An 11,212-nucleotide genomic window follows, 5' to 3' on the forward strand; every position below is an offset into this window, starting at 1 on the left:
CAAGCCTGGAAGCCGTAGATGTTGGTGAAGATCCGATCCTTGTCGTCGATGGAAGCGATCATCGGCCCTGCCCCACCAGTTTCTCCGCGATGAAATAGACGATCACCGCCAACACGAGCCCGATCACGAGCGCGCCGATGAACAGCAGCACCTTGAGCAGGACCACGAACAGCAGGATCCCGATGACGAGGGCGAGGATGAGCGGCATCAGTGGGTATACGCCTTGAGCACGGTCGGGCCGCCGACCGGCGCGGACAGGAAGCGATCGATCTGCGGGCCGGGCTTGGGCTGTTCGCCGCGCGCCAAAGCTTCGAGGATCGCGGTCGTGCTGTCGAAGGTCAGGTCTTCGTAATTGTCGTCGTTGATCTGCACCATCGGCGCATTGACGCACGCGCCGAGACATTCGACCTCGGTCAGCGTGAACAAGCCGTCGGGGGTGGTGTGCCCCTTCTTCAGGCCCTTCTTGTAGCAGGCGTCGAGCACGTCGTCGGAGCCGCGCAGCATGCATGGCGTCGTGCCGCACACCTGCACATGATAGCGGCCGACGGGCGTCATATTGTACATCGTGTAGAAGCTGACGATCTCGAGCGCGCGGATGTAGGGCATGCCCACTTCCTTCGCGACATGCTCGATCACCGGCACGGGCAGCCAGCCCTGGGTCTGCGTCTCGGCGCCGACCTGGCGCTGGGCGAGATCGAGCAACGGCATGATCGCCGAATATTCGCGGCCCTTGGGATAACGCGCGATGATCTCCTTCACCTTGGCGACATTCTCTGCCGACCAGGCAAAGCCGCCCCAACGCGCGCGGGTTTCGGCTTCATCGGGGATAGGGGCTGCGTCAGCCATTGTATTTCGCTCCATCAAGTTTCGTCTTGATGGCCTTCCAGAGTAAACCCACGAGCACGACAGCTAATAGGCCGCTGGTGGCGACGTGCAGCGGCGTAAGCCCTTCGGAAAGATTCAGCCCCAGCAGCATCAATCCGCACGCCACACTTATGAAGCTTCGGTTGGCTTCTCGCTGGGTCCAAGGACGGCCGATCACCGGTCGCACTCCCCGAACACGATATCGATCGCGGAGAGGATCGCGGTGGTGTCGGCCAGCATGTGGCCCTTCATCATGAAGTTCATCGCCTGCAAATGGCTGAAGGCAGTCGGGCGGATCTTGCAGCGATAGGGCTTGTTGCTGCCGTCGCTGACCAGGAACACGCCGAACTCGCCCTTGGGGCTTTCGGTCGCGACATAGACCTCGCCCGCGGGCACGTGGAAGCCTTCGGTGTAGAGCTTGAAGTGATGGATCAACGCTTCCATCGAATGCTTCATCTCGCCGCGCTTGGGGGGCACGACCTTGCGGTCGAGGCTGGCGATCTCGCCCTCGGGCATTTCGGCGAGGCATTGCTTCATGATGCGCATCGATTGGCGCACCTCCTCGACCCGGACCATGAAGCGGTCGTAGCAATCGCCCCTGGTGCCGACCGGCACTTCGAAATCCATGCGGTCGTAGCAGTCGTAGGGTTGCGACTTGCGGATATCCCACGGGATGCCCGCGGCGCGGATCATCGGGCCGGAAAAGCCCCACGCGATCGCATCGTCGCGCGACACGAGGCCGATATCGACGTTGCGCTGCTTGAAGATGCGGTTGTCGGCGACCAGGCTGATCGCATCCTCGAACAGGCGCGGCATGCGTTCGTCCAGCCATTCGCCGATATCGGTGAGCAGCTTGAGCGGCACATCCTGATGGACGCCGCCGGGGCGGAACCAGGCGGCATGCATGCGCGCGCCGGATGCGCGCTCGAAGAAGTTCATGCAGTCTTCGCGCACCTCGAACAGCCACAGATTGGGCGTCATCGCGCCCACATCCATGATGTGCGACCCCAGGTTGAGCATGTGGTTGGAGATGCGGCTCAGCTCGGCGAAGAAGACACGCAGATATTGCGCGCGCAGCGGCACGTCGATGCCGAGCAGTTTCTCGATCGCGAGCACATAGCTGTGCTCCATGTTGAGCGGCGAGCAATAATCCAGCCGGTCGAAGTACGGCAGCGCCTGGAGATAGGTCTTGTACTCGATCAGCTTCTCGGTGCCGCGATGCAGCAGGCCGATATGCGGATCGGCGCGCTCGACCACCTCGCCGTCCAGCTCCATCACGAGGCGCAGCACGCCGTGCGCGGCCGGATGCTGCGGGCCGAAATTGATCGTGTAATTGTCGATACCGGTTTCGGTATCGTGCGCCGGCGCATCCGAAGTGCCGACCGTGACGGTCCGCGTGCTCACTTCTTCACCTCGTCGGCCTTGGCGGGCGTCGGCGCACCGGGCGCTTCCGGCGCCTTCGCCTTCTCGTCGCCCGGAAGGATATATTCCGCCCCTTCCCAGGGGCTCATGAAATCGAAATTGCGGAAGTCCTGCGCCAGCTTGACCGGCTCATAGACGACGCGCTTCTCTTCTTCCGAATAACGCAGCTCGACGAAGCCGGTCAGCGGGAAATCCTTGCGCTGCGGGTGGCCCTGGAAGCCGTAATCGGTGAGGATGCGGCGCAGGTCCTGATTACCCTCGAACAGCACGCCGTACATGTCGTACACTTCGCGCTCGAGCCACCCCGCCACCGGCCACAGCCCGGTCACCGACGGCACCGGCTGGACCTCGTCGGTCGAGACGTGGACGCGGATTCGGTGGTTCTTGGTGAGGCTGAGCAGGCAATAGACGACTTCGAACCGCTCGGGGCGATCCGGATAGTCGACGCCGGCAATCTCCATCAATTGCTGATAGGCGAGATCGTCACGCAGGATGCGCAGCGCATCGACCACGCGCTCGCGCTTCACGTTCAACCGGATTTCGCCGACATGCTCGACCGCCGACAGCAAGGCATCACCGAGCGCGGCGGTTGCCGCGTCGATCACGCCATCGTTCGAAGCAAACTTCGGAAAGCTCACCGCTCAATCGTCCCCACGCGGCGGATCTTCCGCTGCAGCTGCATCACGCCATAAAGCAGGGCTTCCGCGGTCGGCGGACAGCCCGGCACATAGATGTCGACCGGTACGATCCGGTCGCAGCCGCGCACGACGCTATAGCTGTAATGATAATAGCCGCCGCCATTGGCGCACGAGCCCATCGAGATGACGTATTTCGGCTCCGACATCTGGTCGTAGACCTTGCGCAGCGCCGGGGCCATCTTGTTGCAGAGCGTGCCGGCGACAATCATCACGTCCGACTGACGGGGCGAAGCGCGCGGTGCGACGCCAAATCTTTCAAGATCATAGCGCGGCATGTTCACATGGATCATCTCGACCGCACAACACGCGAGGCCGAACGTCATCCACCAGAGCGAACCGGTGCGGGCCCACTGGAACAATTCCTCGGTCGAGGTGACGAGGAAGCCCTTGTCGCCGACTTCGGACTGCAGCGAATTGAAGAAATCGGGATCGGGCAGCCGGCTTTCCTGCGGGTGCAGGTCGAGCGACTGCGGCAGGGTCACTCCCATTCCAAAGCCCCCTTCTTCCAGGCGTAGGCGAAGCCGACCGCGAGTTCGATCAGGAAGACCATCATCGCGGCCCAGCCGGCGAAACCGATACCGCCGAGCGCGACGGCCCACGGATAGAGAAAGGCCGCTTCCAGATCGAACACGATGAACAGGATCGCGATCAGATAGAAGCGCACGTCGAACTGCGCGCGGCTATCCTCGAATGCCGGAAAACCGCACTCATATTCGCTCAATTTTTCGGGGTTCGGCTTGGACGATCCGGTGAACTTCGACGCGATCATGGGCAGCACGACGAACGCGGTGGACAAGGTCACCGCGACGGCGAGAAACATCAGGATCGGCAGATAGCCTGCGGCGACGCTCGCCATTGGTCCGAACACTCCGTGGGGGAAGCGCAGAAGATGCTTCCGAAGTCGCGGTTTCCCTAAGCGCGCCGCACCTGCGAAGCAAGCCGCCGAGCAGTGAGAATGACTCGCAATTAGAAGGCTTTTGCGGCTTTCCAGCGTGGGATCGGCAGTGGCAGGATCGGGGTGGGTCCGGCCCGGTCCGAACCCGCCGCCGCATTGTCCCATCCCGCCTCGCCGACGATCAGCAGATGATCGCCCGAAACCGTGATCTGGGTGGGGTCCTTGAGCGGCCCGCCGCGCGCCAGGACCTGTGCGTCCGTGATCGTCTTTCCGTCGGTCCTGAAGGCGACAATGGCGGGTGTCTTGGCGCCGTTGCGCACGCCGACGAACCCGCCCCCCACAAGCACCAGCCCGTCGACGCCGCTGAGCGGCGTGCCGTCGGGCAAGGGCAACAAAGTCCGGATGCCGGTCGCCAGATCGACGCTGGCGATGCCGTAGCGGTAATCGGCGACGACCAGATGGCCGCCGACCAGCACGCTGCCCTGTGCGCTGCGGCCGACGCCCACAGGAATGACCGGATCAAGTGCCTTGGTCTTGTCGTCATACGCAAAGACCGCGCCGGTCTGGCTGTCGCTGACGAACACCCTGCCCCCGGCCGCCGACACATCGCCGGGATGGAAGCTGGGCGATGTTTTGGCCGCGGCACGTACCCGACCGGCCCGATCGATCGCCACCAATGCGCCTTGTTCGCATTTCTCGATGCCGGGCAGATCGGGACAATCGGTCGCGATCCAGAGCCAATGGCGGCGCGCATCCCAGGCGATACCGAGCGGATAGCGGATACCGGCGGGAAGCACGATCGCGCGCAGAGTGCCGTCGTGCCGTTCGAGGATCGTACGATCGAGCACGCTGCTCAGCCAAACATCGTGGCCGTCGCTGGCGATGCCCTCGATCAGGCGATGTTCGGCCGGGACGCTGAAGGCAGGTTGCGGCGCTGGAGGTTCGGCCGCGCCTGCCAGGATCAGCAGCAGCGGCGCGAAGAGTTTACTTCCGGATCGCACCCGCGAGCAGCTTGTGCAGCTTGGAATGGAGAACGTCGTTGCCGGCGAGGAATTCGTTGCGCTCCATCGGCTGATCGCCGCCGCGGAAATCGGTGACGAAGCCACCCGCTTCCTTGACCAGCAACAGGCCGGCGGCGACGTCCCACGGGCTCAGATGGCTTTCCCAGAAACCGTCGAACCGCCCGGCTGCGACCCATGCCAGATCGAGCGCAGCCGAGCCGAAGCGGCGGATGCCCGCCACGTTCGGACCGATCGCGTTGAAGATCGAGGTCCACTGCGCGAAATCGCCATGGCCCGAATAAGGCGTGCCGGTCGCGATCAACGCTTCCGACAGATCGCGCCGCGCGGAGACGCGCAGGCGGCGGTCATACAGCCACGCGCCCCGGCCCTTCTCCGCCCAGAAGCTCTCGTCGGTCATCGGCTGATAGACCAAAGCCTGCGTGATATCACCGCGCCCATTGAACTTGGGCTCCTCGACCGCAATCGAGATCGAGAAATGCGGCACGCCGTGGAGGAAGTTGGAGGTGCCGTCCAAGGGATCGACGATCCAGCGCGGCTTGGTCGGATCGCCCTCGCGCGCGCCGCCTTCCTCGCCGAGGAAACCCCAATCGGGGCGTGCCCGCTTGAGCTCTTCGTACAGCGTCTCCTCGGCGCGTTGATCGGCCTGGCTGACGAAGTCGGCCGGGCCTTTACGCGAAACCTGGAGCTGCTGCACTTCACCGAAGTCGCGGCGCAGACGCGGCGCGGCCTTGCGCGCGGCGCGCTCCATCACGGTGATCAGGCCTGAATGGGCTACCATAAATTACTCCCCCCTCCCGCTTGCGGGAGGGGTCGGGGGTGGGCTCGCGTTCTCCGCGAGCGATGCGTTCGAGGTGGGCTATCCCACCCCTCGATCCCCACCCGCAGGCGGGAGGGGAAGAAGGCTTACTCCGCGCGGCGGACATATTCCTGATTGTAGACGTCGACGACGATGCGCGTGCCCGCGCCGATATGCGGCGGCACCATCACGCGGACGCCATTGTCGAGCACGGCGGGCTTGTAGGACGACGACGCCGTCTGCCCTTTCACCACCGCATCGGCCTCGACGATCAAAGCCTCGATCGTGTCGGGCAGCTGCACCGAGATCGGGCGCTCGTCATACAATTCCATCACGACATCCATGCCATCCTGCAGGAAGGCGGCGGCATCGCCGAGCAGGTCGCGCGGCAGCGTGATCTGGTCGTAGGTCGCCTTGTCCATGAAGGTCAGCTGGTCGCCGTCGGCGAACAGGAACTGGAAGTCGGTCGTGTCGAGACGCACGCGCTCGACCGTCTCGGCCGAACGGAAGCGGACGTTGTTCTTGCGGCCGTCGATGAGGTTCTTCATCTCGACCTGCATGTAGGCGCCACCCTTGCCCGGCTGGGTGTGCTGAATCTTGACGGCCTTCCAGATGCCGCCTTCATATTCGATGATGTTGCCGGGACGAATGTCCACGCCGCTGATCTTCATGTGTGTCTCGCGATTGGAAAGAGCAGGCGCGGCCCTTAGCCGGGACCTGCCCAACCGGCAAGGCGGCGCGTCAGATAGGCTTGTCCAGAAAGGCGCGGATCGCGGCGACCGAAGCCGCCGGTTGCTCCTCCATCAGCCAGTGGCCGCTGTCGGCGACGACCAGACCCTGCACGTTGGTGAAGGCGGCGCCCGCCACCACCGCCATCGTCGGCCCGAACGACTTGTCGCCGCCGATCGCCAGCACCGGCAGACCGAGCCTGCCATTCTTGGCGAGGAAAGCGCGATCGTCGATCACGTCCTGATCGAAAGCGGCGAACTGGCTGAAGCCGGCATGCATCGCGCCCGGCATGGCGTAGAGCGCGGCATAATGCTGGCGCGACGCCTCGGTGAAATGCGCCGGAGTCGCCGAAAATTCGTTCCAGAAGCGGTCGAGATAGATACGCTCGCGCCCGGCGACGAGGCGTTCCATATCGGGCCCGCCGAAGCGGAAATGCCAGAGCAGCGGGCTTTTGAGGATTTCCTCCCACGGGCCGATGCCCGGGATCGGCGCATCCATCAGCACAAGCCGCGTCACCCGGCCCGGATTTTCCTCTAGGAACGAATAACCGACCATATTGCCGATATCGTGGGTAACGAGATCGACCTTGCCGATCTTGAGCGCATCCAGCACGCCCGAAACGTCATAGCCCTGCGTCTTCTTGTCATAGCCGCCGGTCGCCCTGGCGGAGAGGCCGAGCCCGCGCAGATCGGGCACGATCACGGTGTGATCGCGCATCAGATCGGCCGCGAGCGGCGCCCACATGTCGCCGGTTTCGCCATAACCGTGCAGCAATACCACCGCCGGACCGTGGCCGCCGATGCGGACGTGGATCGTAGTGCCGTTGGTGGCGATTTCCTGCGTGTGGAAGGCCGGCGGAAAGGGTTCGACCTGGGCAACTGCCGGGGCGGCGGCGATGATCGAAAAGCCTATAAGAAGCGCGCGCAGCATGGACCGTCCCCCGAATGTAGGCCGTCCTTTTACGATACGCTTCCGAAACGCACTAGAACGGATCGACCATCGCTTGGCGTTCCTGCGCAGCATCCATCGGGCGGCCCATTGTCAGGATCGGCGTGAAGCAGCCGAGGATCAGACGGCGGGCATCGAATGGTGGGCCATCGGCGACGTCCAAAACGCCGTCCGCGTGCATCCTGTTTTCGGCGGCGTCCAAGGTTTCCTTGTCGGGCCAGATTTGCCAGGCGAACACGATCTTCTCGCCTTCCTTCGCGGCGACGGCGCGGCGGAAGTCGGTTTCCTTGCCGTCGGGAACGAAATCCTCCCAGGATTCGACGATCTCAAGGCATCCGTATTGCTTGAAGATGGCCGCGCCATTCTCGGCCCATGTCCGGTAGGCCTCCATCTTGTCGTGAGGCACGGGAATGACCAATCCTGCGATATACATGGCCCAACCTCCTCCTGCGTACCGTGGCGTGGCCATGGCGCGGCTCAAACGGCAGGAGCACAGCTTTGGCCGCTCCCTCCGTCACGCTGAGCTTGTTTCAGCATCCATCGGGAGGCAAGCGCCTCGCCGCGAAATGGACCCTGAAACAAATTCAGGGTGACGAAGATGCTAGCCGGGCAAGCTCTTCAGGATCGGATAGGGGTTGAGCTCGGTCCCCTTCCACCAGCCGTCGCCCGGCGCCATCTGGTGAATCTCGTAATGGAGGTGCGGCGCGTCGGGGCTGGCGTCGCCGGTCGATCCGACCTGGCCGATCTGCTGGCCCTGCTTCACCACCAGTCCTTCGCGCAGATCGGGCGCATAGCTGTCGAGATGCGCGTAATAATCCTGCCAGCCATTATCTGTGCGGCGGATGTAGATGGTGTGACCGCCATTCTTGCTCTCGAAGATCTTCTCGACCGTCCCCGCCGCCGCCGCCAGCACGGGCGTGCCGCGCGGCGCCATGATGTCGATCGCGTGATGCTGGCGCGTGCCGTCGCCGCGCGCATCGCCCCACGTGTCGGTCAGTTTGTCGGGCGTCACGCCCGCGACCGGGATGATCAGCCCGCCGCCCGCCGGCATCGCGGCAGCGGCCGGGGCGAGTTGCTGGGCCGGTGCCGATGCCGACGCCTGCGGTGAGGATGCCACTTGCGGCGACGATGTAACGCCGCCGCCCTTCTTCACCATCAGCGTGAAGCCGCCGATGACGACCACGAAGGCCAGCAGCAGGATCCAGCCGAGCCGCGTCATTCCTGGAACACCGCGGGCGTGCCCGCTTTGACCATCAGCGACAGCCGCGCTGCATCCCAGTTGGTCAAACGGATGCAGCCATGACTCTGGGTCCGGCCGATCGTCTCGGGGTTTTCGGTGCCGTGAATGCCGTAATGATCCTTGTCGAGATCCATCCACACCACGCCGACCGGGCCGTTCGGACCGGGCTTGATCGTCTGTTTCTCGTCGCCCGGTTTGGCGTCCCAGAACAAGGCCGGATTGTAATGGAAGGGCGGCAGCGGCGAGACGCCCTGAACCTTCCAGGTACCGATCGGCAGCGGATCGTGCGTGCTGCCCATCGTAGCCGGGAATTGCGCGACCAGTTTGTCCTGCGAGTCATAGACGCGCAGTTCCCTGTCCGATTTGTCGACCACCAATTTGGCCGCCTTGGGCTGTTCGGAGGAAACGTTGAGCCCGACCAGGGTCGCGCGCCATTCGGGCTTGAGCGTTCCCGCATAATCGGTCGCGGCAGGCCGCACGTTCGGCACCTTGATCTTGGTACCCGCGACCAATTTGGTGTCCGCGCTGTTGAGCGCGATCAAGGTCGCCTTGGTCGTGTGATAGCGCTCCGACAATAACTCCATCGCGTCCGAATAACCCATCGCCGGCAGCGCGGCCTGTTGGGCGGCATCGTCGGGAATCGGGCCGACGAACGGGCCCGCGACATCGGCATCACTTAGCGTAACCTCAATCGTGCCCGGCGTGGCGGCATAAGCGCCCAGCGCCTTGGTCGTATCCGTGTCGAGCTTCCCGCTCTGGGGCAGGCCGCGCGATTCCTGGAAGCCCTTGATCGCGCCGACCAGCGATTGCCCTTTTTGCCCGTCGATCACGCCCGGACCGAAGCCGAGCCGATCCAATAATACCTGCGTCGTGAGGGTTTTCTGATCGATACCGGGCGATTTCGTTGCGGCTGCGACAGCCAAACCGGGACAAACCGTGGCCAAGGCAAGGTAGAAGCCTGCAACCTTTAATGTTTTCACGCACGGTATCCCTTATCTTGGAATTGGGCAGGACAGGAACGCCGCTTGGCGGCTTTCTTTCCGAAGAGCGGGATATTGTATGCTTGAGATGCAGATCGGCCGTCGCGGCCTGCTGGGCGGCGCACTTGTTGCGGGCGCCAGCGCGATGATCGGCACGAGCGCGTTCGCGGCTTTGCCGGAACGGCGCCTCGCCTTCCGCAATATCCACACCAACGAGACGTTCGACGCGCGCTTCATGGGCGCGAGCGGCTGGGACAGCCAAGGTCTGGCCGAGCTCAATCACGGCCTGCGCGACTGGCGCAACAACGAGTCCACCAACATGGACCCGCAATTGATGCTGCTGATCAGCCAGATCCGCGACAAACTGGGCCTGCCGGCGCAGGCCAAGGTCGACATGATCTCAGGCTACCGCTCGCCCCAGACCAACGCCGCGCTGCGCGCCAAGGGCGGCGAGCATACCGGCGTCGCGTCCAAGAGCCAGCACATGCTCGGCAAGGCGACCGACCTTCACATGCCGGGCGTCAGCCTCGAAAACCTGCATCTCGCCGCGCTGTCGATGCAGGGCGGCGGCGTCGGTTATTATCCCAAAGACGGTTTCGTCCACGTCGACACGGGCCGCGTCCGCACCTGGTAAGCCAGGTCAGCGCTTCGGCGCGCTGCCGATATCGTAGCGAACGATCACCGGCTTCTGGCAGCCGTCCTCACTTCGCAGCACACCCAGCATCAGATTCGCGTTCGGCAGCTGGTTGAGCTTCTGCGCGCGCGCCAGCGCACGCGCCTTGGCAGCCTCGACCCTGGCGTTCTGACAGACGGGCGCGGCCGCTCCAGCTATCTTTGGCGGCGTCGGCAAGACAGAGGCGGCGGCGAACAAGGCTATGCTCAGCATGGCATCTCTCCTCCCCCACCTTTTACCACCAACGCCGATAACTGGACAGCGGGCGCCGCGCTGGCCACACTCGATTCGTCGCATGCCCACGCCTTACGCCACGACCGAACGCGTGCTCGGCTCGCCGATCCGCAACCTCGTCTCGATCCTGGTCTTCATGGCCGTGGTCGTGGTGCTGTCGATCAGCGCCTACATGGCGGCGGGCTGGAGCTTCTCCGACGCGAGCTACATGGTCGCGCTCACGCTCTACACGGTGGGCTACGGCGAAGTTCACCCGATCAATACGCCCTATCTGCACACCGTTACGATGGCGACGATGGTGCTTGGGTGCACCGGCATGATCCTGCTGACGAGCGCGCTTGTGCAGCTCTTCACCGTGATGCAGCTTCGTCAGATACTGGGGAACAAGGGCATGGCCGACCGCATCGACAAGCTTTCCGGCCACGTCATCATCTGCGGCTATGGCCGGATCGGCGTGATGCTGGCGCGCGAGCTGGCGACGGCGGGCACGCCGCTGATCGTGCTCGAGCGCAACACCGATCGCCTGACCGAGGCGGAGGCAGCGGGCCACCTCACCCTCGCCGGCGATGCGACCGAGGAAGGCCTCCTGGTCCGCGCCGGCGTCGCCCGTGCCCGCACGCTCGCGACCGTGTTGCCTGACGATGCCGCCAACGTCTTCATCACGCTCTCGGCGCGCAGCCTGTGTCCTGAAATCGAGATCATCGCGCGTGG

17 protein-coding genes are annotated in these 11,212 nt (G+C 64.0%); 2 read left to right on the forward strand and 15 right to left on the reverse strand.

Features of this window, described 5'->3' with window-relative positions; genetic code table 11:
• Window positions 1–58: 58 nt before the first annotated feature.
• The 14 genes from VK533_RS01100 to VK533_RS01165 all read right to left on the reverse strand — a co-directional run bounded on the left by VK533_RS01100 (window position 59) and on the right by VK533_RS01165 (window position 9,558).
• Window positions 59–208 (reverse strand): hypothetical protein, encoded by a 150-nt coding sequence (locus VK533_RS01100; protein WP_324374176.1) that lies wholly within the window; start codon window positions 206–208, stop codon window positions 59–61.
• Window positions 208–846, reverse strand: a complete 639-nt coding sequence (locus VK533_RS01105) for an NAD(P)H-dependent oxidoreductase subunit E (RefSeq protein ID WP_324374178.1) — start codon at window positions 844–846, stop codon at window positions 208–210. The genes VK533_RS01100 and VK533_RS01105 overlap by 1 nt, the downstream gene beginning before the upstream one ends.
• Window positions 839–1,042 carry a hypothetical protein gene (locus VK533_RS01110; protein ID WP_324374180.1) on the reverse strand — a complete coding sequence of 68 codons (204 nt, stop codon included), beginning with the start codon at window positions 1,040–1,042 and terminating at the stop codon, window positions 839–841. The genes VK533_RS01105 and VK533_RS01110 overlap by 8 nt, the downstream gene beginning before the upstream one ends.
• Window positions 1,039–2,268 (reverse strand): NADH-quinone oxidoreductase subunit D, encoded by a 1,230-nt coding sequence (locus VK533_RS01115; RefSeq protein ID WP_414712266.1) that lies wholly within the window; start codon window positions 2,266–2,268, stop codon window positions 1,039–1,041. Before VK533_RS01115 ends, VK533_RS01110 begins: the two co-directional genes overlap by 4 nt.
• Window positions 2,265–2,924 (reverse strand): NADH-quinone oxidoreductase subunit C, encoded by a 660-nt coding sequence (locus VK533_RS01120; RefSeq protein ID WP_324374182.1) that lies wholly within the window; start codon window positions 2,922–2,924, stop codon window positions 2,265–2,267. Before VK533_RS01120 ends, VK533_RS01115 begins: the two co-directional genes overlap by 4 nt.
• Window positions 2,921–3,472, reverse strand: coding sequence for an NADH-quinone oxidoreductase subunit B family protein (locus VK533_RS01125; protein WP_324374184.1), 552 nt, complete (start codon window positions 3,470–3,472; stop codon window positions 2,921–2,923). Before VK533_RS01125 ends, VK533_RS01120 begins: the two co-directional genes overlap by 4 nt.
• Window positions 3,463–3,840 carry an NADH-quinone oxidoreductase subunit A gene (ndhC, locus tag VK533_RS01130; RefSeq protein WP_324374187.1) on the reverse strand — a complete coding sequence of 126 codons (378 nt, stop codon included), beginning with the start codon at window positions 3,838–3,840 and terminating at the stop codon, window positions 3,463–3,465. The genes VK533_RS01125 and ndhC overlap by 10 nt, the downstream gene beginning before the upstream one ends.
• Before the next feature lie 110 nt (window positions 3,841–3,950).
• Window positions 3,951–4,880, reverse strand: coding sequence for a hypothetical protein (locus VK533_RS01135; protein ID WP_324374189.1), 930 nt, complete (start codon window positions 4,878–4,880; stop codon window positions 3,951–3,953).
• Window positions 4,864–5,679, reverse strand: coding sequence for an inositol monophosphatase family protein (locus VK533_RS01140; RefSeq protein ID WP_324374191.1), 816 nt, complete (start codon window positions 5,677–5,679; stop codon window positions 4,864–4,866). The genes VK533_RS01135 and VK533_RS01140 overlap by 17 nt, the downstream gene beginning before the upstream one ends.
• A gap of 125 nt (window positions 5,680–5,804) precedes the next feature.
• Window positions 5,805–6,368: an elongation factor P gene (efp, locus tag VK533_RS01145; protein ID WP_324374193.1), complete on the reverse strand. Its 564-nt coding sequence runs from the start codon at window positions 6,366–6,368 to the stop codon at window positions 5,805–5,807.
• A 70-nt stretch (window positions 6,369–6,438) separates the two neighbouring features.
• A complete protein-coding gene (locus VK533_RS01150) occupies window positions 6,439–7,356 on the reverse strand; it encodes an alpha/beta hydrolase (RefSeq protein WP_324374196.1) in 918 nt (305 codons plus the stop codon).
• 52 nt (window positions 7,357–7,408) lie between these two features.
• On the reverse strand, window positions 7,409–7,855 hold the full coding sequence (locus tag VK533_RS01155) for a DUF1428 domain-containing protein (RefSeq protein ID WP_324374198.1): 447 nt from the start codon (window positions 7,853–7,855) through the stop codon (window positions 7,409–7,411).
• A gap of 120 nt (window positions 7,856–7,975) precedes the next feature.
• Entirely contained in the window at window positions 7,976–8,593 is a 618-nt protein-coding gene (locus VK533_RS01160; RefSeq protein ID WP_324374200.1) for a M23 family metallopeptidase, read from the reverse strand.
• Window positions 8,590–9,558 carry a L,D-transpeptidase family protein gene (locus VK533_RS01165; RefSeq protein ID WP_414712268.1) on the reverse strand — a complete coding sequence of 323 codons (969 nt, stop codon included), beginning with the start codon at window positions 9,556–9,558 and terminating at the stop codon, window positions 8,590–8,592. The genes VK533_RS01160 and VK533_RS01165 overlap by 4 nt, the downstream gene beginning before the upstream one ends.
• A 115-nt stretch (window positions 9,559–9,673) precedes the next feature.
• Between VK533_RS01165 and VK533_RS01170 the strand changes: the two genes are divergently transcribed.
• Window positions 9,674–10,228, forward strand: a complete 555-nt coding sequence (locus VK533_RS01170) for a DUF882 domain-containing protein (RefSeq protein WP_414712267.1) — start codon at window positions 9,674–9,676, stop codon at window positions 10,226–10,228.
• 6 nt (window positions 10,229–10,234) lie between these two features.
• Here the strand turns inward: VK533_RS01170 and VK533_RS01175 are convergent, their stop codons facing one another.
• Window positions 10,235–10,480, reverse strand: a complete 246-nt coding sequence (locus VK533_RS01175) for a hypothetical protein (protein ID WP_324374204.1) — start codon at window positions 10,478–10,480, stop codon at window positions 10,235–10,237.
• A gap of 82 nt (window positions 10,481–10,562) precedes the next feature.
• Here VK533_RS01175 and VK533_RS01180 point away from each other — a divergent pair.
• Window positions 10,563–11,212 (forward strand): potassium channel family protein (locus VK533_RS01180; RefSeq protein WP_324374206.1); only part of this gene is annotated, 650 nt, incomplete at its 3' end.

Origin of the sequence: Sphingomonas sp. (assembly GCF_035317925.1) — a bacterium.
Taxonomy (GTDB): Bacteria; Pseudomonadota; Alphaproteobacteria; order Sphingomonadales; family Sphingomonadaceae; genus Sphingomonas_I.

Bases quoted from the DNA above. Each gene is read 5' to 3' on its own strand.
- VK533_RS01105 (WP_324374178.1), bottom strand. From the start codon at position 846: ATGGCTGACGCAGCCCCTATCCCCGATGAAGCCGAAACCCGCGCGCGT.
- VK533_RS01175 (WP_324374204.1), bottom strand. From the start codon at position 10,480: ATGCTGAGCATAGCCTTGTTCGCCGCCGCCTCTGTCTTGCCGACGCCG.
- VK533_RS01160 (WP_324374200.1), bottom strand. From the start codon at position 8,593: ATGACGCGGCTCGGCTGGATCCTGCTGCTGGCCTTCGTGGTCGTCATC.
- efp (WP_324374193.1), bottom strand. From the start codon at position 6,368: ATGAAGATCAGCGGCGTGGACATTCGTCCCGGCAACATCATCGAATAT.
- VK533_RS01170 (WP_414712267.1), top strand. From the start codon at position 9,674: ATGCTTGAGATGCAGATCGGCCGTCGCGGCCTGCTGGGCGGCGCACTT.
- VK533_RS01125 (WP_324374184.1), bottom strand. From the start codon at position 3,472: ATGGGAGTGACCCTGCCGCAGTCGCTCGACCTGCACCCGCAGGAAAGC.
- VK533_RS01150 (WP_324374196.1), bottom strand. From the start codon at position 7,356: ATGCTGCGCGCGCTTCTTATAGGCTTTTCGATCATCGCCGCCGCCCCG.
- VK533_RS01100 (WP_324374176.1), bottom strand. From the start codon at position 208: ATGCCGCTCATCCTCGCCCTCGTCATCGGGATCCTGCTGTTCGTGGTC.
- VK533_RS01140 (WP_324374191.1), bottom strand. From the start codon at position 5,679: ATGGTAGCCCATTCAGGCCTGATCACCGTGATGGAGCGCGCCGCGCGC.
- ndhC (WP_324374187.1), bottom strand. From the start codon at position 3,840: ATGGCGAGCGTCGCCGCAGGCTATCTGCCGATCCTGATGTTTCTCGCC.